Source organism: Serratia sp. BNK-10, assembly GCF_047456065.1.
Lineage (GTDB): Bacteria > Pseudomonadota > Gammaproteobacteria > Enterobacterales > Enterobacteriaceae > Serratia > Serratia ureilytica.
The window spans coordinates 1,330,645-1,352,880 of the sequence record NZ_CP179894.1 but is presented as its reverse complement, the minus strand read 5'-3'; the positions used below and the strand labels follow the sequence as shown (position 1 = coordinate 1,352,880).

General features: G+C 48.8%; 16 protein-coding genes. 1 reads left to right on the top strand and 15 read right to left on the bottom strand.

The features are described from left to right. Window positions 1-624: 624 nt before the first annotated feature. The 14 genes from ACMGG9_RS06570 to galU (ACMGG9_RS06505) all read right to left on the bottom strand — a co-directional run bounded on the left by ACMGG9_RS06570 (window position 625) and on the right by galU (ACMGG9_RS06505) (window position 18,624). Window positions 625-1,695: an acyltransferase family protein gene (locus ACMGG9_RS06570; RefSeq protein ID WP_033650613.1), complete on the bottom strand. Its 1,071-nt coding sequence runs from the start codon at window positions 1,693-1,695 to the stop codon at window positions 625-627. An 80-nt stretch (window positions 1,696-1,775) separates the two neighbouring features. Continuing rightward, a complete protein-coding gene (locus ACMGG9_RS06565) occupies window positions 1,776-3,122 on the bottom strand; it encodes a cellulase family glycosylhydrolase (RefSeq protein ID WP_253271429.1) in 1,347 nt (448 codons plus the stop codon). A gap of 73 nt (window positions 3,123-3,195) precedes the next feature. Next, complete coding sequence (wcaJ, locus tag ACMGG9_RS06560) at window positions 3,196-4,590, bottom strand: undecaprenyl-phosphate glucose phosphotransferase (protein WP_033650763.1); 1,395 nt, start codon at window positions 4,588-4,590, stop codon at window positions 3,196-3,198. Window positions 4,591-4,709: 119 nt separating this feature from the next. Further along, window positions 4,710-6,083 carry a phosphomannomutase CpsG gene (cpsG, locus tag ACMGG9_RS06555; RefSeq protein WP_033650612.1) on the bottom strand — a complete coding sequence of 458 codons (1,374 nt, stop codon included), beginning with the start codon at window positions 6,081-6,083 and terminating at the stop codon, window positions 4,710-4,712. A gap of 58 nt (window positions 6,084-6,141) precedes the next feature. Further along, window positions 6,142-7,557: a mannose-1-phosphate guanylyltransferase/mannose-6-phosphate isomerase gene (locus ACMGG9_RS06550; protein ID WP_033650611.1), complete on the bottom strand. Its 1,416-nt coding sequence runs from the start codon at window positions 7,555-7,557 to the stop codon at window positions 6,142-6,144. A 15-nt stretch (window positions 7,558-7,572) separates the two neighbouring features. Then, window positions 7,573-8,733 (bottom strand): glycosyltransferase family 4 protein, encoded by a 1,161-nt coding sequence (locus ACMGG9_RS06545; RefSeq protein ID WP_033650610.1) that lies wholly within the window; start codon window positions 8,731-8,733, stop codon window positions 7,573-7,575. A gap of 173 nt (window positions 8,734-8,906) precedes the next feature. After that, entirely contained in the window at window positions 8,907-9,971 is a 1,065-nt protein-coding gene (locus ACMGG9_RS06540; RefSeq protein WP_208060169.1) for a glycosyltransferase family 4 protein, read from the bottom strand. 37 nt (window positions 9,972-10,008) lie between these two features. Then, a complete protein-coding gene (locus ACMGG9_RS06535; protein WP_099783564.1) occupies window positions 10,009-11,331 on the bottom strand; it encodes a hypothetical protein in 1,323 nt (440 codons plus the stop codon). Between the two features lies 1 nt (window position 11,332). After that, window positions 11,333-12,469 (bottom strand): glycosyltransferase family 4 protein, encoded by a 1,137-nt coding sequence (locus ACMGG9_RS06530; RefSeq protein WP_213587295.1) that lies wholly within the window; start codon window positions 12,467-12,469, stop codon window positions 11,333-11,335. A gap of 104 nt (window positions 12,470-12,573) precedes the next feature. Beyond that, on the bottom strand, window positions 12,574-14,751 hold the full coding sequence (gene wzc / locus ACMGG9_RS06525) for a tyrosine-protein kinase Wzc (RefSeq protein ID WP_208060078.1): 2,178 nt from the start codon (window positions 14,749-14,751) through the stop codon (window positions 12,574-12,576). 12 nt (window positions 14,752-14,763) lie between these two features. Beyond that, window positions 14,764-15,198 (bottom strand): protein-tyrosine-phosphatase, encoded by a 435-nt coding sequence (locus tag ACMGG9_RS06520; protein WP_033650606.1) that lies wholly within the window; start codon window positions 15,196-15,198, stop codon window positions 14,764-14,766. A 10-nt stretch (window positions 15,199-15,208) separates the two neighbouring features. Further along, window positions 15,209-16,345: a polysaccharide export protein gene (locus ACMGG9_RS06515; protein WP_033650761.1), complete on the bottom strand. Its 1,137-nt coding sequence runs from the start codon at window positions 16,343-16,345 to the stop codon at window positions 15,209-15,211. A gap of 435 nt (window positions 16,346-16,780) precedes the next feature. Further along, window positions 16,781-17,674 (bottom strand): UTP--glucose-1-phosphate uridylyltransferase GalU, encoded by an 894-nt coding sequence (gene galU / locus ACMGG9_RS06510; protein ID WP_072628009.1) that lies wholly within the window; start codon window positions 17,672-17,674, stop codon window positions 16,781-16,783. A 53-nt stretch (window positions 17,675-17,727) separates the two neighbouring features. After that, entirely contained in the window at window positions 17,728-18,624 is an 897-nt protein-coding gene (gene galU / locus ACMGG9_RS06505) for a UTP--glucose-1-phosphate uridylyltransferase GalU (protein WP_108682265.1), read from the bottom strand. A gap of 620 nt (window positions 18,625-19,244) precedes the next feature. On the opposite strand from galU (ACMGG9_RS06505), the gene ACMGG9_RS06500 reads away from it, so the two are divergent. After that, complete coding sequence (locus ACMGG9_RS06500; RefSeq protein ID WP_033642457.1) at window positions 19,245-20,828, top strand: TerC family protein; 1,584 nt, start codon at window positions 19,245-19,247, stop codon at window positions 20,826-20,828. 31 nt (window positions 20,829-20,859) lie between these two features. On the opposite strand, the gene dcuC is transcribed toward ACMGG9_RS06500, so the two are convergent. Then, window positions 20,860-22,212, bottom strand: coding sequence for an anaerobic C4-dicarboxylate transporter DcuC (gene dcuC / locus ACMGG9_RS06495; RefSeq protein WP_033642456.1), 1,353 nt, complete (start codon window positions 22,210-22,212; stop codon window positions 20,860-20,862). Window positions 22,213-22,236: the final 24 nt, after the last annotated feature.

The following is a 22,236-nucleotide window of genomic DNA, read 5'->3' as shown; positions in this document are numbered from 1 at the left end:
ATAAGGTAAAAAGAACGTTCCACACAACTTTCGATGTTCAGCAACATAAGCTTAGCTGCTGAATTTAAAGAAGTTTGGTCTTGCCTGTAAACTCAACATCAAATTAATAGCAATAAAATCAATTCCAGCTAAATAACTCTCCTAAACGCGCCTATAGTTATTTACTGAGTAAAGTATCTGATGACCGGATCTGTCAAGGAACGCAATGAGATTATTGTTATGTCAATTAAAGGCAGCACATCTAACGGTAAGGCGATGGTTAATAAGATGATTTGTTTAAACTTCGAATAAAATGGCAATGATATTGCCATTTTCATATAAAGATCGCTTCAGTGGTGGCTCAAACCTAAGTTAGACAGAGAAAAACCATACTAAATAGAGAGGATTTTTTCAGACGTGCAATGCCGGTTAGTCGCCGCGGAGGGATGGGGGATAGGAGCATAAGTGATATAAAGATAAAAACTATCTCATTGAAGAATAAAGATATTACATGAGCGTTGAAAAGTTGGAGCGCGGTGATGAAGGCGGGAAACAGGCATAAAAAAAGGCATCTTCATCGATGGTGATGAAGATGCCCATAGATAATACCTGTAGAAATGAATCAGGTAATTGCAGCAAACATGCTCAGAGAGGCATCGCTTTGACCAAGCTGGACTTAACTCTTCTGCCAAAGTGGATCGATGGCAACTCGATATATTTGTATACCAAATATGAAACCGGCAAAGTTAAAGTCGCCCCGACGCTCCCCCAAAAATAGCGAGCGCCATTATCGAAATTAGCTGTCAGATGTTCGAATACAATCAACAGGCTAGGATGAATCAGATAAATAGAGTAGCTAATAACACCCATGAGCACCATGAATTTGTTATGAATTTTTAGCCGCGTTGTCAACAGGATGAACAGCAGCATGCTGAAATAATACGTCAAAGTATATCTCATCGTATGCCCGGGCTCCGAACCATAGGAATAGAAACTGACTAGCGGAATGACGCAAGCAAAAATCGCGATATAGTAAATCGCCTGTTTTTTAGCGAATAGATCGCCTTCCAACAAATATGAACGCCATAAACCGCCAAACATCATGAGTGACAATGCAAGCGGCAGAGCGACAGGAAACGCAGCATCCAGTTTATGCCTGGCAACTCCCATCGCCAGAGCAACACCTAACATGACAAGCGCAGAAATAAAATTGAATCTTACCTTGTTGAGTAACCCCAGAATGAAGGCAAATACACACATGATGTAAAAGACCAGTTCAATAAACAGCGTCCAATATACGCCGACAATATCTTTCACGTGTAAAGCCGTTTGAAACATGGTGATGTTGGCCAAAATTTGCCGCAAGGGGAACTGCTCACCAAAGCAATAAGAAACAACAAGATACAAAAACAACGAGAACCAATATCCAGGGTAAAGCCTGAAAAAGCGCGAGATGAAGAAGGCTTGAACACCGCCGTTTTCACGACGAAAACTAAAGGGAATGATAAACCCGCTGATAATAAAAAATAATACGACACCTATTTTACCGATATCAAAAACATGGGAAAAAATATACTTATCGTAACCGTAAATCGGCACCAGAAAATGGGCAATAACTACACTTATCGCCGCAATCCCTCGTATCGAGTCTACATAGTCCAAACGAACAGGAGTTTTATTGTCAGCGGTGGTTTTCGCCTGTTTATCTATTTGCATAGAAACCACCTGATGTTGAGAAAAATATTTATCAGTCATAATCCAGGAAAAATAAAAGCCCAAAATAGTAAAAAAGAATATTAACGCGTCGGCGATGAGATAGGCTTATCGGATAACATCAACACGGGAGTATCTCCTTGCAACACAGTTTTCTGGCTGTTTAACTCAATCAACGGTTGGGCGGCAGACTCTTTCGTCTTCTGTACTGGCGCGCTGCTGATTAATGATCTCAAACCATTTGCCTGAGCTGAAGGTTGCACCACTTGCGGTTTTTGCCAATAGAGCATCGCATACTGATTACCGGTGCCCTTCAACGCAATACTTATCACGCCGTCAGACGATGCTTTGTAGTCACTTACGGTGAAATCGCGCGCTACCTTGGCAATTTTTTCGTAAGCCAATGCGGCAGCTTTTGGTTGTTCCTGTCGATTTAGCAAGCCAAACCGATGTTCATTGATTGCCGGGTTGTCACCATCATCAATGAGATCATACCACCAAATACCTTTGATATACGGTCGCGATTTAGCCAACATCGTATACTTAACAACGTATTGCGCCGCAGCAGCATCACTTAATCCACCGGGGCCATTGTAAGTCGGCACCCCCATCTCTGTAATGTAAACAGGGACGCTTTTCTTGGCGAAGGCTTTCACCCTTTGCTCAAATTTATCGATAGCGTTGAGGTTATCCTCTGGCGTTCTTAACGCTAAGTCCGGCAAACGGTAGGAATAAGGATGCAACGAGATACCGTCAATATCATTAAGTATGCCTAGCTTCATCAATTGGTCGAACCAACTTAGCCCCGCCGGCCCCAGAGGATTAAGCGAACCGGCGAGAACGATGGCATCAGGGTCTGCGCGTTTTACGGCGGCGGATGTCTTCCTAACCAGCTCTGCAAACACTTCAGGCGGAGGAATGGCCGTTTTTTTACTCATACCGGTTCCAACCGTCCACTCATTCCAAACTTCGTAATATTTTACCTTTCCTTTAAAGCGCTTTGCGGTCCAGTATGCATAATTGGCAAATCCATCGATAGCCGCAGGCGTTGTGGGGTAGTCAGGTGCGTTATAGGCGGTATTCCCGTAGGCGAGAATGAGTAAAGAATTCAACCCATACTGAGAGAGACCGTGTTGATAAGCATCATCTTCCTTAGTCAACGGATCTGCGACGTTCATCGTACCGGGTGTTCGCTCTACCAATCCCCACAAATAGCCGGCTCGGAAAGAAGTAAAGCCATACTCCTTGATTAACGACAGATAGTTGTCTGTCGGTTTGGGGTAGTGACGCAAATGTACGTTCACACCCACCTCAAACGCATTCGCGTATCCGTATGAACCGAACAATAACGCACCCGCAACCGCGCATGCTTTTACTATTTTCGCATAGCCGTTTACGGGGCGACGTGTGGTACCAGACTGGATTTTCAACGCGACCTCCTGCACGCCCCCCGGGCAACCTGTTGAACAGGAAGCCCGATGAGGCAATTTACCATCAGAGTAATTAATAGGCTGTTTTACTGACGAACCCTTTAAATATCGTCAAGAAAACAATCTTTACATCCAACCAAACGCTCCAGTTCCGAATGTAGTCAAGGTCAAATTCAACACGCTTTTCCATTTTATCCAGCGTGTCGGTTTCACCCCGCCAGCCATTTATCTGGGCCCAACCTGTGATGCCAGGCTTCATTTTATGCCGCAGCATATAACCCTTGATCAACTTACGATACTGCTCATTATGCGCAACGGCGTGAGGGCGTGGCCCTACAATCGACATGTCGCCTTTCAGCACATTGATAAATTGTGGCAGCTCATCGAGTGAAGTACGGCGAAGAAATGCCCCCACCGGTGTCACCCGCGAATCGCCCTTTGTCGCCTGAACGACTTTATCGCCATTCTCCATTACCTTCATGGAGCGAAACTTCCACACTTCAATTGCCTTGCCATCCATGCCGTATCGGCGCTGTTTGAAAATCACCGGGCCGGGAGAAGTAAACTTCACTGCGGCTGAAATCAACACCAGTACCGGTGAAATAAAGAGCAGGATAAAAATGGAGAGAACAATATCTTCTACCCGCTTTATCACCTGGTTAATACCACTCATTGGTGTATCAAACAACGAGACAACGGATACGCCGTTAATTTCTTCCGATCGCGACTGCAACATATTAAAGGTGAATATGTCTGGAATCAGCATCACGGAACACGTGGTATCGGAAAGTTCAGTCACCGTATCCTTGATCAGCTTTTCTTGCTCCATAGGCATGGCGATATAAATCCGATCAATTCGACCACACTTAGCGTCCTCAATTAGTTGCGCTAAATCGCCACGGCGTTCGATCACACTGTCCAATGGCTCTGCACTGTCATCATAGATACCCAGTACCCGGAATCCCATCCAATGCGCATCACTCAACGTTTCCGCTAGCCGAATACCAACCGGCATCGATCCCATGATGGCGATATTGCGGGTGTTAAATCCTAAATTCCGCATATATCCCAGCATCAAACGGATAGTGCTGCGTGTAATGACTAAACCGCAGCAAACAAATAAGTACCATTGAATATATACTATATATTCATTATTAAAATCATTGACAAATGCAACAGCGCCCGAAGTCATCACCAAGCTTATCGTCCAGTTTTGGATAATAAGCCGAATCTCTAACCCTGCTCGCACACCGCGCCAGGAACGATAAAAATCCGTAATGCCGCCGATCATTTGAAATATCACAATCGACGTTAATACCATAACCCAGTGTTGTATGGCGAAGCGCGTTCCTGAAATCAGACAGGATAAGTAGAGCCCGCAAAAAACGATAAAAATATCGGAAAATCGTTGCAACATTGATGTCAGGGACGCATTGGTATGCAAACTCCCACGACGGAAACCATTCATAGATAACGGCCTATTCGCTAGCATAGTATAGATGCCTTTTGTTAGTTTTCTCTGGTACCTATATTCCTAAAGCCGGGGCAATACAGCCCCGAACTTCCAATATAGCGTAAGTGCAGAGTTTAACTGCGGAGCAAGGCAAGAATTTCCTCTGTTTTCTGCTGCATCAATGACGGATTCGCCCGCGACTCAACGTTTAAGCGAACCACCGGCTCCGTGTTCGAGCTGCGTAAGTTGAATCGCCAGTCAGAAAACTCCAAACTGATACCATCGGTGTGATCGAACAGCAGCGCATCAGACCGATAGCATTCCAGGACTTTATCAATCGATGCCTGAGGATCTTGCAGATGGCTGTTAATCTCCCCGGAAGCCGGGTAGGCAGCCATGCGATCGGCCACCAATTGTCCGAGGGACATATTCTTCAGACAAAGCAATTCGGCAACCAAGAGCCATGGGATCATGCCGCTATCGCAATAAGAAAACTCGCGGAAATAGTGGTGAGCACTCATCTCACCGCCATAGACAGCATCTTCCTTACGCATGCGTTCCTTGATAAAGGCATGGCCGGTTTTCGACATGACAGGCACGCCACCGCTGGCGTTGACCACATCAATCGTGTTCCAGCTTAAGCGCGGATCGTGAATGATTTTGGCACCGGTTTCTTTCTCCAGAAACGCCGCAGCCAGAAGGCCAACAATATAGTAACCTTCAATAAAGCCGCCCTTCTCGTCAAACAGGAAGCAACGATCGAAGTCACCATCAAACGCAATGCCCATATCGGCACCATGCGCGCGAACCGCTTGCGCCGTATCTTCACGACACTCAGGCAACAGAGGATTAGGAATACCGTTAGGGAAATTACCATCCGGCTGATGGTGAACCTTGATAAATTCGACCGGAACTTGCAGTTGCTTGAAACGTGCTTCAATGGCATCGATCACATGCCCTGCTGCACCATTGCCGGAATTGACCACCAGTTTAAGCGGCTTCAGATTTTTGACATCGATATAGCCTAGCAGGTGCTCAATATAGGCATCCTCTACGGAAATCTTACGGTAGCTGCCACGCGCAGAGGGATCCACTTCGGCAAACTCGTTCCCTTCGGCCAATCGCTGAATATCGCGTAAGCCGGTATCACCGCTGATCGGTTTGGCCTGGCTTCTCACCAGCTTCATACCATTGTAATCCATAGGATTGTGGCTGGCGGTCACTTCAATGCCACCATCAATACCCAAATGGAAAGTCGCGAAATAAATCTCCTCGGTACCGCTGAGCCCGATATCCAGTACGTCAACGCCGGCATCACGCAAACCTTCAGCCAGCGCCAGTTTCAGCTCTTCACTGGTCAAACGAACATCGCCACCAACCACAACTTCGCGTGGTTGCAAAAACTCACCGTAAGCCCGACCGATACGATAGGCAATATCCGTATTTAACTCCTCACCTAACCGGCCACGAATGTCGTATGCTTTGAAACAAGTTAAAGTTTGAGTCATCTAAAAATCCTTACCAAAAAAATTTACGAAAACATGTCACGCTTAAGACACATCACCGTTATTTGTATTTTCCATTATCATCAATGCGAATAATATCGTCTTCACCCAAATAAGATCCGGATTGAATTTCAATCAAATCCAATGCAATTTTTCCTGGGTTCTCTAATGAGTGTTCAGTACCTAATGGAATATAAATAGATTCGTTTTCAGTTACAAACTTCGTCTCACCGCCTTTTATAATTTTGGCGGTACCAGAAACGACCACCCAATGCTCTGAACGGTGATGGTGCATCTGCAATGAGAGTTTCTCGCCAGGTTTAACCGTTATCTTACGTACCTGAAAACGCTCGCCTTGCGCAATGGCGTCATGCTTGCCCCATGGGCGGTAGACCTCACGATGCTGCTTGCATTCCGAACGCTGTCCACGTTTCAGATGATTGACGATCTCTTTAACATCTTGCACTTTATCTTTATTCGAGATCAACACAGCATCTTTGGTTTCAACGATAACCAAGTTATCTACACCTACCGTTGCGACCAATTTATGTTCGGCACGAATATAGTTATTTGAACAATCATGTTGCAACACATCACCAAAGGTGCTGTTGCCGTTTGCATCTTTCGCACTGATGTCCCAAAGCGCCGACCAGGAACCGACATCGCTCCACCCCGCATCCAACGGCACCACGATGGCATCCGCTGTCTGCTCCATCACCGCATAGTCTATGGACTCATCCGGGCAAAGAATAAAGGCTTCGCGATCGACACGGACAAAATCCAGATCCGGCGCCGTATGCAGCAAGGCCTGACGACACGCAGCCAAAATATCCGGACGAAATTTATTCAACTCCTCGAGATAACGGCTGGCTTTAAACAGGAACATCCCGCTGTTCCATAAGTATTCTCCGCTGGCAAGATACTCTTTAGCCGTCGACAGATTCGGTTTTTCAACAAAGCGGGACACCCGAGAGGCAAGCGCCCCATCAATACTTTCACCTTTATGGATATAACCATACCCTGTTTCCGGACCGGTCGGCACAATCCCGAAGGTCGCCAGCTTTCCTGCTTCAGCATAAGGCACCGCTTGCAATACAGCCGTACGGAATGCTTCCTCATTCTGGATAACATGATCTGCTGCCAAAACCAGCAATAAGGGATCTTCGCCGCCAGCGGTCGCCTGCAACGCGGCCAGTGCAATGGCCGGTGCCGTATTGCGCCCAACCGGCTCCAAAATAATGTTGTGGGATAAACGAGTAATCTGTCGCAGCTGTTCTGCAACAATAAAACGGTGCTCTTCATTGCAGATCACCAGCGGGTTTGATATCTCCAACCCATCAAGTCTGTTGACCGTGGTTTGCAACATGGAAAATTCACTGCACAACGCTAAAAACTGTTTCGGAAATAATTCTCTTGAAAGAGGCCATAAACGGCTTCCGGTACCGCCAGCCATAATTACAGGATAAATATTACTCATAATAAATCTCACCGATCAGTATTTTATGGTTTTCGCGGTATTGAACTCATGCCATTTGGCATTAATGTATTCGGTCAGCTCACTGCGAAAACGTTCCGCAGAGAACTTGCAGGCTTGAGTACGACAGTCAACAGGGCTGATTTGGTCCTGTATTTTCTCAAATTGCTCTACGGCAGCGACCAACGAAGGGACCGTTTGTTCCGAGAAGAAAAGCCCGGTAGGATTGCTGACGCCAAACGGACGCACGGTTTCCAACGCGCCACCTTTACCGAAGGTGATAACGGGTGTTCCACATGCCTGCGCCTCTACCGGCGTAATGCCGAAGTCTTCTTCAGCAGCGAAAACAAACGCTTTGGCTCTGGACATATGATCCTGCAATACCTCATTGCTCTGGTACCCCAGGATCTCAACGTTTTTGCCCGCTTTGGCTTTGATCTTCGCCATCTCCGAGCCGTCGCCTATCACGATCAGCTTCTTGTCAGGCATCGCACTGAAAGCTTCAACGATCAAGTCCATGCGCTTATAAGGGACCATTCGCGACGCCGTAAAATAGAAATCATCCTTGTTTTCATTAAGTAAGAATCGATCCACATCAACAGGTGGATAAATAACGTCGGCTTCACGGCCATACACTTTCTTAATACGACGCGCAATAAACTGTGAATTAGCAATAAAATGGTCGACGCCGTTAGCGGTACGATAGTCCCACATGCGAATTTTGTGCAGCAACCATTTAGCCAACCGCCCTTTCATGCCCTTCATCAAGTTAGCCTCGCGCAGGTATTGATGCTGCAGATCCCAGGCATAACGGATGGGCGAATGCACATAGCTGATATGCAGCTGATCGGGTCCAGTCAGAACGCCTTTGGCCACAGCATGACTGCTGGATAGCACGACATCATGAGAGGAGACATCAAGCTGCTCAATAGCCAACGGCATCAGAGGCAAATACTTTTGGTAGCTGGTCTTGGCTTTCGGTAGATTTTGTATGAATGTGGTTGTGGCATGCTTGTTGTGAATCTGTTGTCGAGCGGCATCCGACAAAAAATCGACCACGGAATAGAGAGTAGAATCGGGATATATGTCAATAAACTCTTTTATTACGCGCTCAGCCCCTGCGTAGGTCACCAACCAATCGGCTACGACCCCGACATTTAACGACTTCTGTTCAGACATACCTCTCCCCAACTCACCTTAAATTTGAAATCCCAATACAAGAATACTCTTCACTAATGATTCGGCTTTTCTGAATCGCTGAATGATATCTTCTCAACGTCTCTTCAGATATGCCAGGCATCCGCAATTTCATAATAACGTTCTACAATTACCGAACACCTAATATTCTAGCGCTATCTCAACTGAGTGATAATATTTTCCAACTTCCTGGCCGATTCAAGCCAGGAATAATGACCGATGTTATTGTAGCCTTTCTCTTTGAGCTGTTCGCGCAACGATTCATCGTTGATAATTCTATTCAGTGCATCAACCATTTCCTGATGCTTATACGGGTTAAAATACAGGGCGCTATCCGCCAATACTTCGGGTAAGGAGGCCTGGTTCGACGAAACGACGGGACATCCGCAAGCCTGGGCTTCCAATGGAGGAATACCAAAGCCTTCATAGAACGAAGGAAAAACAAACGCTAAAGCGCGTTGGTAAATCGCCACCAACTCTTCATCGGTGACTCGCCCTAAGAATTCAACATTCTTCATGGCGTTCTCATCATTGCCAGAGAAATCCATGCCTGAAAAATTCTTATTCTTTCCACCGATAATCTTAAGTTTAACATCCGTATTTTGACATGCGGCAGAAAAAGCGGCCAGTAAACCATGAAAGTTCTTATGATAGTTAGGCGACGAAACCGCCAACAGAAAACGCTCATCAGTATTGCTGGCACTCTCGACACTTCTGCGAGAAAAAAGATCGGATACGGCATTGGCGATCACAAAGGTATTTTTCGGATTGTAACCATAAGCCGTCGTAATTTCTTTTTTAGAAAATTCACTAACGGTCAATAGTGCACGGCTGTTTTTTAGCATGATGGGAATCAGCAGGTTATACATCAACCGAAATTTTCTAGAATAGCTCTGCGGGAATTTCTTATAAGTCACGTCATGATGAGTCACGACCTTATTCTTATACCACAGCGGCGCAGTATTCCCTAAATTGATTAACAATGGATTGCCATTGGCTTTCAGATATTTTGGCAGGTCACGTTGTTCCCATTGATGCCCGGTTCGATGTCCAACCACCTTTACATTGAGCAACTCAGCAGCTTTCGTATTCTTTATGTCACCAGGTGAAACAAAAACGATATCGTCGCGTAGTTCCCGTAGCGCCAGGCTAATCTGTTCGGCAAAGCGCTGCACCCCTGTTAACTCTTGTGTGAGAAATCGTGCATTAACAACAATCATATATACCTCTATGACGACGCCACTATACAATTCAAGCTTATCGTGTCTGCGCTTGGAGCCTTTGGGCATCAGCCACCTTAGAAAACTCATCTTGTCTAAATGACAAAAGCAAAGCAGAAATAATAATCGAGAAAACATACCCTGGATAATTAGTAATCGGGTTGTTATAAACTAAGTTGATAGATAGCGAAATCATCCAATACAGGAACACGCCCGTGTAGAACTGTCCATAACGGACTTTATTATACAGTTTCAGCAAAATAATTGACGCAGCAAGTAAGAAGATGAAAATTCCCACTCCGCCATAGTTGGAAAGCAAGAAAATATAGATACTGTCCAACGGCAGCGCAGCATCATCACCGACCGCGGCATTACCGTTAACGCCGTAACCTGCTCCGGTAAAAATTGAATAGGTGTCACTATTTCTCACTTCTTCAATCAGTAAGATCCTTTCCAGAATACTTTGCTCTGCATAATTATTATCGCTTGAATAGATAGATTTATAGATCCCCATGTCCGTCATGGTTGCGTAGAAGAATGATGACAATGCCACGCATACAAGCACCACACTGGCTAAACTGGCTTTCAACGATAGGAATCGACGAACAAACAGATAGCCAAAATAAATACCGGCCATAATTATAGCTGTTTTCGATGTGGAACAGACAATACCGGCCGAGACAATCAATATATATCTCAAGCGATTTTTCTTACTAACAAATGGACTTAATATGAGACCGAAGAATAAAAACTCAGATAGTGTAAAAGGACTACTAAAAAGACCTATCGCCCTAAAGAATCCGCTTGCGGTACGTAAAATCAGCCCATTATCTTTTCCCACTTGCGTAAATTGCAATCCAGGACTTACCCCGGTCAGCGCATAAAGCAAACCTGAAAACACGCTTTCCAGTATGGCGAAAATAGCATTGACAACGGTGACTATGACGTAAACTTTAATCAGCCTCATCAGCAATTTCATGCGATGTTCAGGCTCTAGACACACCAAGAGTGCGGCAACCAGCAACGACGAATAGGTAAACAATTCGAAGCGGAATTGCGTAACGACGTTACCAATTTTAAAATTGCTGTTAAGAATAGAAATAAGAACATATGACAGGGAAAGCATAACCATGCCAATAAACAGCAGTAGGTAGCTTCTAAAACCCGGGCCGGTTCTACTCTTATTGGCCGCCAGATAAAGCAGCAAAAACGCCGGTAATGCCAATGAATAGACATCTTTATAAAGCAGTATCAGGCGCGTCGTATTGTGAGCGACGATATTGATAACCCCACTGATTGAAATTACTACCAGATAGGTGATAACAAAATAGTCTGCGAATTTTTTCGATGAGAATCCCATATCAGCTCTTATAAACCTCTTGATAACCCGCAGCCAACCGCCCGGCGTCAAAGGGATTCACATCAACAAACTCGACGCGCTCATTTTTTAAGATTCGCAGTTTTTCCAACGTAAATTCACTTAGCTGATATACATTGGGGTAATGTTCAGCGATTTCAGCAACGCCACCGGCGAAAGAAGTGAAGACGTGCTTGCCGGCAGCAGCCGTTTCCGCTACTGCTCGGCCAAACGGTTCATTCCAGAGTGTAGGCAAATAAACCATATCAATCTGAGCCAGGAAGGATTCTACCGGCACAAACCCCAACAGATGGACGCCAGCCTCCTCCGCCCTGAGTTGCAAGGCGCGGCCTTCATCGGAGGAGGAAAAACGCCCGGCAGCGTAAAACTCCACCTCACCCGGTATCGTCATTTCCAACGCTTTGGCGCAGAACGCCTTGAACCCTTTATCTGCGGTCAAACGGCCAATAAAGCCAATCCGGATAACCGACGACGATTGGTCGGCAACATGACATTTTTTTATCGGATTGTAGATGTGGCTGTGTCGGGCATTAATGGCAAAGCCATTATCTTGATGCAATGCAGAGATGTATTTGCTGATGCCGACAAACCTATCGACATTCTGGCTTTTTCGCTTTTTCACCATAGATGTCAACTGGACCGCTGCAGAACCTACATCCATATTTTCCCCATGTTGAAACAGCGTACAGTTATGGTGAAAGAGATAATAATCACGAGCCGTATGGACGAGTTTTATATTCCTTTTTTTGACACAGTCCCAAATCGCAACAGAAAAGCCACTGATGTTATTGGTATGTACCACATCGGGATTAAAATCATCCAACTCTCTGGAGAAAGCCTTTCCCATCATTGGATTGAAATTGTCAACCAAATGCCAGACGACTTTTGACAACCTCCCTTTTTGCTCATTACTGAAAGGCCAGTACAGATTTTTCAGCGGTAAATAAACCACCTCAACGCCATTTATTTCCGTCTGCTTTCTGAACTTTTCATCGTGTAAACAAACTACGCGAACTCTATCGCCTTTTGAAACCAGCTCTTCCGCCAAAAGTTGCACAGACACTTCCGCGCCGCCAACCTTGAATGGTGCATATAATGTATTAACAATTAATATATTCATAATAGCCGGTTTTTATCAGGTATTTCGGCGCCGTAAGACTAGGCGCTTTAGATAAAGCGAGGTTATAAAGACACTTATAACCTCTTGAAGGGAGATTTGCTTTATTACGCGTCTTTACCGCCAGATTTGTATTCGTACTGGTAGTAACCGTAGTTGCCATAATAGCTGCTTGCGCGACGTTCAACGGCGTTCAGAATAATGCCTTTGATCTCGATACCGTTTTGATCGAATCTACGCACGCTGATCTCGAGTTCTTTAACCGTGTTCATACCGAAGCGCGCGATCATCAGCGCCGTACCGACATGGTGGCCAATAATTGCCGCATCGGTGACAGCCAGGATAGGCGGAGTATCGATCAGAACCAGATCATAATGCTTGTCCGCCCATTCGACCAAATCGGCAAAACGGCTGTGCATCAGCAACTCAGAAGGATTCGGTGGAATCTGGCCGCGCGGAATGAAGTCCATACCGTTGATTTGCGTAGGACGAACCGCGCTGGCCGCATCGATTTTGCCTGACAAAATATCAGACAGACCATTTTGCCAATCGGCATCCAGCAATGTATGTGAATACCCTTTTCGCATGTCGGCGTCGATAACCAACACACGTTGCCCCGCCTGAGCGATAACCGCCGCCAGGTTGATACTGACAAACGTCTTACCGATGTTTGGACTGGCGCCGGAAATCATCAGCACATTATTCTTCGCTTCCATCATCGCAAAATGCAGGCTGGTGCGCAGACTGCGAACGGCTTCGATGGCAAGGTCAGCCGGGTTGCCGACGGCAAGCAACGAGTTGGCGCGCGTATTGGACTTGCGATGAGTGCGCAGCAACATTTCGCGGTCTTTTTTCTGCTGCCATTCAGACAATGGAATGCTGGCATAGACGTTGATACCGCGTTGCTCCAACTCGTCAGGACTCTCGATTCCGTGGTGCAGCATGGTTTTAAGCACCACGATGCCGATGGAGAACATCCCGCCCAACACCACACACAGCAGAACAATCAAGGTTTTACGTGGCTGAACCGGTTTTGGCTGAGTCACCGCCGGATCGACAATACGCACATTACCCACGGTACTGGCTTTGGTGATCCCAAGCTCTTGTTGCTTATTCAGCAGTTGCATGTAAATTTCTTTACCCGCATCAACATCTCGGGTTAGCCGCAAGATTTCCTGCTGCGTCTTAGGCATTACGCTAATACGTTTATTCAGCTTCGCGCGTTCCCCTTCCAGGGTCCCACGCTTCTCCATCAAAGCACGATATGCCGGGTGCTCTTTAGTGTACAGCTTCGATATCTCAGCTTCTTTGAAGGTCAACTCATTCAGTTGTGCCTCGACAGAAACCACGCTGTCCAGCATAGACTTGGCTTCAAGCGACAGATCGACGGAATCATTGTCTTGACGGAACTTATTCAGCTTATCTTCGGCGATGTCCAGAGAGGTTCTCACCTGCGGCAACTGCTCTTTCAGAAATTCGAGGCTCTTGGCCGCTTCTTCCGACTTACGCTCAACGTTCTGCAGCAAATAATTTTTCGAAATGCTGTCGAGCGTTTTACCCACCAGCTCAGGATCTTCCCCTTGCAGGGTCAACGCCAACACGCCGGTGTCCTTGGCTTTATCTTCAACCGTCAACGCCGCGAGCAACGCGTTAATAGCCATCAGATCGCTGCGCTTGGTCACTTTGAAGACCGTACCAGGCGCCGCGTCAATTTCGCTGACCAGCATGGTCACGCCTTTTTGATTGACCAGCTCACCCGTTTTGCCTTTGAGGAATTCATCACCATCAACGCTGAGAGCGAAACTGTTTTTATCAATCACTTCCAGCTCAAGGTCTTTCTCATTCCATGAATAAGGAATAGACAAACGCGACAAGGCTATCTTGCCAGGTTCGTTCCCCATCAAACGATTCCAACCCTGCCCAAAGATCGGGAAGTATTTTTGTTCAACGACCGTATTCAGGTTCAAATCTGCGACGGTTTTGCCAAGCACCATGCGGGATTTGATCAGCTCAATCTCCGCCGCAGAACCAGGCTGTGCCGAGGGCAACATTTCGGAAAGGTTGTTGAGGATCGAGTTACCCGAACTTTGTTCAACTTGAATCAATGCATCCGACTGATATACAGGCGTTGCGAACAGAGAATAGACGATGCCGATCACAGCAAAGAATGTCGTAATCCCTATAATCAGCCACCGATGATCCAGCAGCGTTCCCAGCAACCGACCTAAATCAATCTCATCATTACTTGCGCCCGCAGCCGGACCCAGTTTGCTATTATCAATCATTGTCATCTCTGGTTAACGATTTAATGCTTTTGCCCATTTCTGCGCAGCTTCAGCCAGAAGGTTATATACAAACTCAAACGCTTCGTGACTCTTCTTATACGGATCAGGAACTTCAGCCTGCCCCATCCAGTGAGCGAACAGCATGGTTTTCCCCCTGACTTCGGGGGCTAAACGGCAAACGGCCTCAATGTGACTTTTTTCCATCACCAGTATCAGCGAATATTCACGACACATTTCCTTGGTCAACTGCTGTGCAACATGGTTATCCAAAGAAAGACCATGCTCTTCCGCCACCGCCACCGCAGCCTCATCCGCCGGCTTACCGACGAGTGCGCCGATACCGGCCGACGCGATTTTTTTTTGTGGCAGATGTTTTTTCAACAGCCGCTCCCCCGTCGGAGAACGGCAGATATTTCCAACACAGACAACCAAAACAGAATCAAACATAGCGTATCCTCTACGGCCAGTTACGAATACGCAGCGTACCTTCCGTCAGGTTGTTGAAGCCGTCGATGGTTGGCACCAACTGCGTGACCAGACGATTCCAACGAGCGACCGGCGCCGCAGTGACATAGACAATGTCATAAGGCTGAAGGTGGAATTCTGTCCCCATCACCATGGCTGTCGCATCCGACATATTCAACTGATAGATGTTTGCCAGTTTATTGCCCTGAGTGCCATGCAGAGGTCGAATAACGAAAATGCCTGTCGCGTCAGCACTCGATTGTACAAGCCCTTGACTGCTACCCAACGCCTCCGTCAACGTCATACCGCTGCGATCCATTTTGAGCGTGGATGGAGTTTTTACTTCCCCCATCACGAATACCTTGAGATCGTCATTACGAGGAATGTACAGAATGTCCCCAGGATAGAGCAGGCGGTTCTGGGTCAAATCCCCATTTTGCATCAGTTGCTGCAATGAAAGGCGCTGCTCTTTGCCGTTGTGAGTCAAAATGATATTGCGCCAATCGGCATCTTCCGTCAGCCCGCCGGCGGCGTTGATGGCATCCATCACCGTCAATGGTACGTTGGTGATCGGTTGTTGACCCGACTTGGCGACTTCCCCCGTCACATACGCTTTCTGTGAACGGAAAGCGGCGATATTGACGTCAACCTGTGGACTTTCAATGTATTGCGCCAGTCTCCTGGCGATTTGATCGCGGATCTCGGTGACCGTTTTACCTACCACGCTCACCTTACCGATATAAGGATAGAAAATAGTACCGTCGGCATGCACCCAGTTACCGGTGTCGCTGGCGCTGCGGTATTGGCCCGCAGGCGTAGTCAGTTCAGGATGGTCCCAAACCGTTACGTTAAGGACGTCACCCACACCAATCCGGTATTCATACGTGCGCAGCGATGCGTCCAATTGCGCATTCGACTGAGCAACCACCTTTGCGGGACGCATCGAATCCAGCAGCTTAGGCGTCATAGGGTAAATATTGACCAGCTTATCAATATCGAAGTCAGCATCTTCTTGTTTTACGACATCTTTTCCACTGGTCGATAAATGGGTTCCAGGAAACACCGTGCATCCACTGATTACGCTAATTGATATCAATAGCGATATCACTTTCAATTGTCGTTTTGCCATCAAATTATCATCACTTTCAAGTAAATGTATCTGCAAAGCTACAATGCTAGCCAACCGTGGCTGCCTCGCTGTAACCTTATCAAAATGCCTGACACTTGCTGCGCCGTCTCTCAATAAGCGCCCTGTTGCAATTTTCAATAACGTTTATCTGCCGTTGATAAGAGCAAAGCTATTATTGGCAAGATAAATAAGCTGAGAAGCCTCGCATTGGCGAAAATCGATACCGGGGCCGATTCGGGCTTTAATTTGTATTAATAACAGTATATTGCAGAGCAGCCTGGCAAGTTCGTGCAAAAATCACTCACCAAGGCAACTCAGCAACCCGCTATTGAATGTATACTAATATAAAAATTGAGACAGTGAAATTCCCCAAAATTCAACCACTCTCCTGATTTCCTTACAGTGATCGGGCCGATAGGGAACCATCCGTCTAGTTCAAAACGTCAGCTGTTCAGCCCATTCCCTGAAAGCCTTGCCCTGAGTAGGATGACGCAAACCGTAGGTGACAAACGCCCGCAGGTACCCCAGTTTTTCACCACAGTTGAACGACTCCCCAACCAACTCTGTTGCCTCTACCGGTTTGTGTTTCAACAATTCGGCAATCGCATCGGTCAGTTGAATACGGCCCCAGGCCCCCGGTTTGGTCGTCTCCAGAAGAGGCCAAATATCCGCTGACAACACATAACGTCCCACCGCCGAATAGTTGGATTCCAACTTGGTTTCCGGCGCCGGTTTTTCGATAATCGACGTGATACGAGCGCTTTCGCCAGGAGCCAGGCTGCTGGCTTCACACTGCACCACAGAATAGTCATGCAGGACGTGTTCATCCGCCGTCTGAACCAACACCTGGCTCAGACCGGTTTGTTCAAAGCGCGCAATCATGTGTGACAGATTGTCTTTCTTCAAATCGGCTTTTGCGTCATCCAGCAAGATATCCGGCAACAGAACGACAAACGGCGAATCACCGACCAAAGGTTTGGCACAGAGCACCGCGTGGCCCAACCCCTTTGGCTGCCCCTGCCGGATATGCATCAGCGTGACGCCTTTTGGCGTTATCGACTGCACCTCATCCAACAGCTGCCGTTTCACACGAGCCTCCAGCATCGCCTCCAATTCGAATGAGGTATCAAAATGGTTTTCGATGGCGTTCTTAGAAGAATGCGTCACCAAGATGATCTCTTTGATCCCGGCAGCAACACATTCATTGACAATGTATTGAATCAGCGGTTTATCTACGATCGGCAACATTTCTTTCGGAATCGCCTTGGTCGCCGGAAGCATACGCATACCCAGCCCTGCCACAGGAATAACCGCTTTCAACTTCGTCATAGTAGCCCTCATTCAATCTGGTGATCGCTTTCAGCCGCAGTGGCGACAGCCTGTTACTTATTCAACGTCTGCTTCAACCAGCGGCTGAAGTTTTCGCCTTCGGAACCGTGACGCAATCCATACTGCACAAATGCCTTCATGTAGCCAAGCTTGTCACCACAATCATGGGATTTACCGCTCATGTGGAACGCTTCCACCGTTTGTTCATCCATCAACATCGCGATCGCATCGGTCAGTTGGATCTCATCGCCCGCGCCGGGTGGCGTCTTTTCAAGCAACGGCCAAATATCGGCGGAAAGCACATAACGGCCAACAACCGCCAGATTGGAAGGCGCATCCTCGCGAGCCGGCTTCTCTACCACGGCCGTCATCGGCGCGCTTTCACCCACAGCGATCGTCGCGCCGGCGCAGTCAACTACGCCATATTTGGACACATCCTGTTCCGGCACCGGTTCAACCATAATCTGGCTGAATCCCGTCTCGTCGAAACGCTGGAGCATTCTGGCCAGATTCTCTGTGCGCAGATCCGCGGTTGCATCATCCAGCAAAACATCCGGAAGCAGCACCACGAAAGGAGAATCGCCTATCATCGGCTTGGCGCACAATACGGCATGTCCCAGCCCTTTCGCCTGGCCCTGGCGCACTTGCATCACGGTCACATCCGGTGGACAAATGCTTTTTACTTCGGCCAACAACTGACGCTTCACGCGCGCTTCGAGCATCGCCTCAAGCTCAAAGGAGGTATCGAAATGGTTTTCAATCGCATTTTTTGATGAATGGGTAACCAAAACGATATCTTTGATGCCCGCCGCTACGCACTCACTGACGATGTACTGAATTAAGGGCTTATCGACCACCGGCAACATTTCTTTAGGGATGGCTTTGGTTGCCGGCAACATTCGGGTTCCCAAGCCCGCTACAGGGATCACTGCCTTGAGTCTTTTCTGCATTTTCATTCCAATTCATCGTGGCGCTGCATCCCCGCGGCAAGTAAAAAGGGAACATTCATCAAGCATGCTACCGCCCTTGGCTTGCAGCTACCAAAGTACTGTTATTGACGTTTTCACTCACGTCCCCCCCCGTGAGCCAAATCACTTTTTGTAAAGCGGCATTTGCTCTTAATCTGGATTGCCGCACCGCTCACAAAACAATAAAAAAACTGGAGCCTTTATAACCAAACAATGTTAGTTACTGACGTTTATATGGCTAGGATTCTTATACTAATGTCCAAGTGATACAAGCCTTAGATCCCCCCAGCCAGCCGTTTTCAGAATAAGACTACTCATGCCACATACCGTAACGAGTCCCTGACGTGGAGAGAGATTTTAATATTTTGATTTAAATAGATTTATAGAGACGTTCTTTTTATGAGCGAGGCGTATTCCGGCAAAAACAGCCTGATACCGCCCGCCGCTTTCATGCCCAGCATCGGCGAACAATATTTGTTGCGCAAAGTCTTGCAACGCCCGTTTTTGTCGACATGTCCCGGATTAGAGTTGAATTTTGCCGCCTCAGCGCCCATCATTCCCGTGCGGCATAAGCCGTAGAACTTACAGGTGAAATTGGGCGTATGGAATGGATCGCTGATCCAACAATTTGGGCCGGCCTGGCCACATTGGTCGTGCTGGAAATCGTTCTGGGTATAGACAACCTTGTCTTCATCGCCATTCTGGCGGATAAACTACCAAAACAACAAAGAGATAAGGCTCGTGTCGTCGGTCTGTTGCTGGCGCTGGTGATGCGTCTGGCGTTGCTCGCCTCCATCTCGTGGCTGGCGACGCTGACCAAACCGATGTTCATCGTCGCAGAACACCCCTTCAGCGGCCGCGATCTGATCATGCTGGTCGGCGGCATATTCCTGCTGTTCAAAGCCACCATGGAGCTGAACGAGCGGCTGGAGGGCAAGGATGAAGAGCAGCATGGCACACGCAAAGGCGCGCGCTTCTGGCCGGTGGTGGCGCAGATCGTGGTGCTGGATGCCGTCTTCTCGCTCGACTCGGTGATCACCGCGGTCGGCATGGTCGACCACCTGGCGGTGATGATGATCGCGGTCTGTATCGCCATCGGCCTGATGCTGCTGGCCAGCAAACCGCTGACGCGCTTCGTCAACGCACACCCGACTATCGTCATTCTGTGCCTGAGCTTCCTGCTGATGATCGGTTTCAGCCTGGTGGCGGAGGGCTTCGGCTACCACATTCCGAAAGGCTATCTCTACGCGGCGATCGGCTTCTCGGTGATGATCGAAGCATTGAACCAACTGGCGCAGTTCAACCGCCGTCGTTTCCTGTCGAAGGTGCGGCCGCTGCGCGAGCGTACCGCCGAGGCGGTGCTGCGCATGCTGAGCGGCAAACATGAAGAAGCCGAGGTCGACAGTCATTCCGCCAATCTGCTGGCCGACAGCGACAGCGAAAACGGCGAGATCTTCAATCAGCAAGAGCGGCGCATGATCGAACGCGTGCTGGGCATGGCGCAGCGCACGGTCAGCAGCATCATGACCTCGCGTCACGACGTCGAATACCTTGAGCTGAACGATCCGCAGGAGAAGCTGACGCAATTGCTGGAGCGCAATCAACACACGCGCATCGTGGTGGTAGAAAGCAGCGCCAGCGATGAGCCGTTGGGCGTTATCCACACTATCGACGTCCTCAAACAGCAGCTGGCGCAGGCGCCGCTGGATCTGCGCGCGCTGATACGCCAACCGTTGATCTTCCCGGAGCAGCTCACACTGTTGAGCGCCCTTGAGCAATTCCGCCAGGCACAAACGCACTTTGCCTTTGTGGTCGATGAGTTCGGTTCCGTCGAAGGCATCGTCACCCTGACGGACGTGATGGAAACCATCGCCGGCAACCTGCCGGAGGCCGGCGAAGAGGTGGATGCACGCCACGACATTCAGCAAAACGAGGACGGCAGTTGGACCGCCAACGGCTATATGCCGCTGGAAGATCTGGTGTTGTACCTGCCGATGCCGCTGGAAGAAAAGCGTGAATACCACACGCTGGCTGGGCTGCTGATGGAACACAGCCAGCGCGTGCCGCAAGAAGGCGAACAAATCACGATCGGTGACTACCTGTTCGAGCCGTTGGAGGTCAACAGCCACCGTATCCTGAAAGTGAAGATCACCCCGCCTCCCCCACCGGAGGACTACGAGGTTTAACATTGAGGCCGGGCATTGCCCGGCCTTGGTTTTACTGAGGAACCAGCAACTCCGTCGCCACGATCACCACCACCAGCCCGACAATCACCGGCACCGAAGTGCGCTTCACCACGTCGAACGGTGAGATTTTCGCCATGCCGGAGACCGCCACCACCACGCCGGAGACCGGCGACAGCGTGCGGCCGAGGTTAGACGCCTGCAGCATCGGGATCACCAGATAAGCCGGGTTAACGCCCATTTGCGCCGCCAGTTTCGGGATCAGTTCGACAAACGCATAGAACGGCGCATTGCCGGAGCCGGTGGTCATGGCCGCCAGCATGGTGATCACCACCAGCACCAACATCATGATCAAACCGCCGGTGCCGAACGACTGCGCCAGCCCGATCAACCCGCTGATAAAGCCGACGGTGCTCAACCCTTGCGCGAAGACCCCGGCGGCCACCAACAGCATGACCACGCTGGCGAATGCGTCCGCCATGCCGCGATAAGCCACTTCCAGGCCGCTGAATACCTGTTTCGCGCTGAAACTGCGCACGAACTCAATCAATGCCGCCAACAGTATGCACCCCACCAACACGGTAATGATGTGCAGCTCCGGTCCCCATTTACCGTCGAAAATCAGCACGCCGAGGATCGGTGTAAACGGCAATATCGCGTAAAATCCCGGCGCATGGGTTTTGATTTCGCTGACGTCCATGATGTGATGCTGTTCATTGCTCTTTCTGTCGAGATAACGCTGCCAGAAAAAATGCGCCACAGCCATGCAGACAATGGCGGCAATCGAGATAGGCAGGGTGGTTTTGAACGCGAAGTCCACCAGCGGCATCTCCGCCGCTTTGGCCGCCAGCACCACGTCGCCGGACGTCGGCGCCAGAATAATCGCCGCCGGCGAAGCGCAAATGGCAGCCGCCGCGCCGCGGCTGATGCCCACGTTCACCATCAACGGGAACAGCGTCGCCATCAGCAGCACGCCGAGGCCAGTGGCGGAAGAGACCGCCAGCGACATCAGGCAAGCGACAAAATACGCCGCCACCATCAGCAGATAAGGCGAATTGATCATCTGCAGCGGACGCGAAGCCAGCTTCACGACCACGTCGTTGGCGCCGATATGCGTCATGTAGGCGGCAAAACCGCACAGCATCATGATCATCATGCCGAGATCGCCGCCGCGGCTCATCAGCAAAATCTTGACGTATTCGATCATGTCGGTCGCGCGCCAGCCGGTTGAGGCGGCGCCGGACGGCAACAGCGTTTTCCCCATCAAGGCGCTGATGCCGAGCAGCAGCAACCCTCCCACCAACAAGACGCCGGTAGCGGAATATCCCTTGATAATGTAACGGCCCACGCCCGCCGCGACTGCGGCGCCAATAAGGAGCTCTATCATGTTTCCTCAACTCGTCATTTTTTC

Coding starts and splice junctions, on each gene's coding strand:
- ACMGG9_RS06570 (WP_033650613.1), bottom strand. CDS start 1,695: ATGCAAATAGATAAACAGGCGAAAACCACCGCTGACAATAAAACTCCT.
- wcaJ (WP_033650763.1), bottom strand. CDS start 4,590: ATGAATGGTTTCCGTCGTGGGAGTTTGCATACCAATGCGTCCCTGACA.
- cpsG (WP_033650612.1), bottom strand. CDS start 6,083: ATGACTCAAACTTTAACTTGTTTCAAAGCATACGACATTCGTGGCCGG.
- ACMGG9_RS06550 (WP_033650611.1), bottom strand. CDS start 7,557: ATGAGTAATATTTATCCTGTAATTATGGCTGGCGGTACCGGAAGCCGT.
- ACMGG9_RS06545 (WP_033650610.1), bottom strand. CDS start 8,733: ATGTCTGAACAGAAGTCGTTAAATGTCGGGGTCGTAGCCGATTGGTTG.
- ACMGG9_RS06540 (WP_208060169.1), bottom strand. CDS start 9,971: ATGATTGTTGTTAATGCACGATTTCTCACACAAGAGTTAACAGGGGTG.
- ACMGG9_RS06535 (WP_099783564.1), bottom strand. CDS start 11,331: ATGGGATTCTCATCGAAAAAATTCGCAGACTATTTTGTTATCACCTAT.
- ACMGG9_RS06530 (WP_213587295.1), bottom strand. CDS start 12,469: ATGAATATATTAATTGTTAATACATTATATGCACCATTCAAGGTTGGC.
- wzc (WP_208060078.1), bottom strand. CDS start 14,751: ATGATTGATAATAGCAAACTGGGTCCGGCTGCGGGCGCAAGTAATGAT.
- ACMGG9_RS06520 (WP_033650606.1), bottom strand. CDS start 15,198: ATGTTTGATTCTGTTTTGGTTGTCTGTGTTGGAAATATCTGCCGTTCT.
- ACMGG9_RS06515 (WP_033650761.1), bottom strand. CDS start 16,345: ATGGCAAAACGACAATTGAAAGTGATATCGCTATTGATATCAATTAGC.
- galU (WP_072628009.1), bottom strand. CDS start 17,674: ATGACGAAGTTGAAAGCGGTTATTCCTGTGGCAGGGCTGGGTATGCGT.
- galU (WP_108682265.1), bottom strand. CDS start 18,624: ATGCAGAAAAGACTCAAGGCAGTGATCCCTGTAGCGGGCTTGGGAACC.
- ACMGG9_RS06500 (WP_033642457.1), top strand. CDS start 19,245: ATGGAATGGATCGCTGATCCAACAATTTGGGCCGGCCTGGCCACATTG.
- dcuC (WP_033642456.1), bottom strand. CDS start 22,212: ATGATAGAGCTCCTTATTGGCGCCGCAGTCGCGGCGGGCGTGGGCCGT.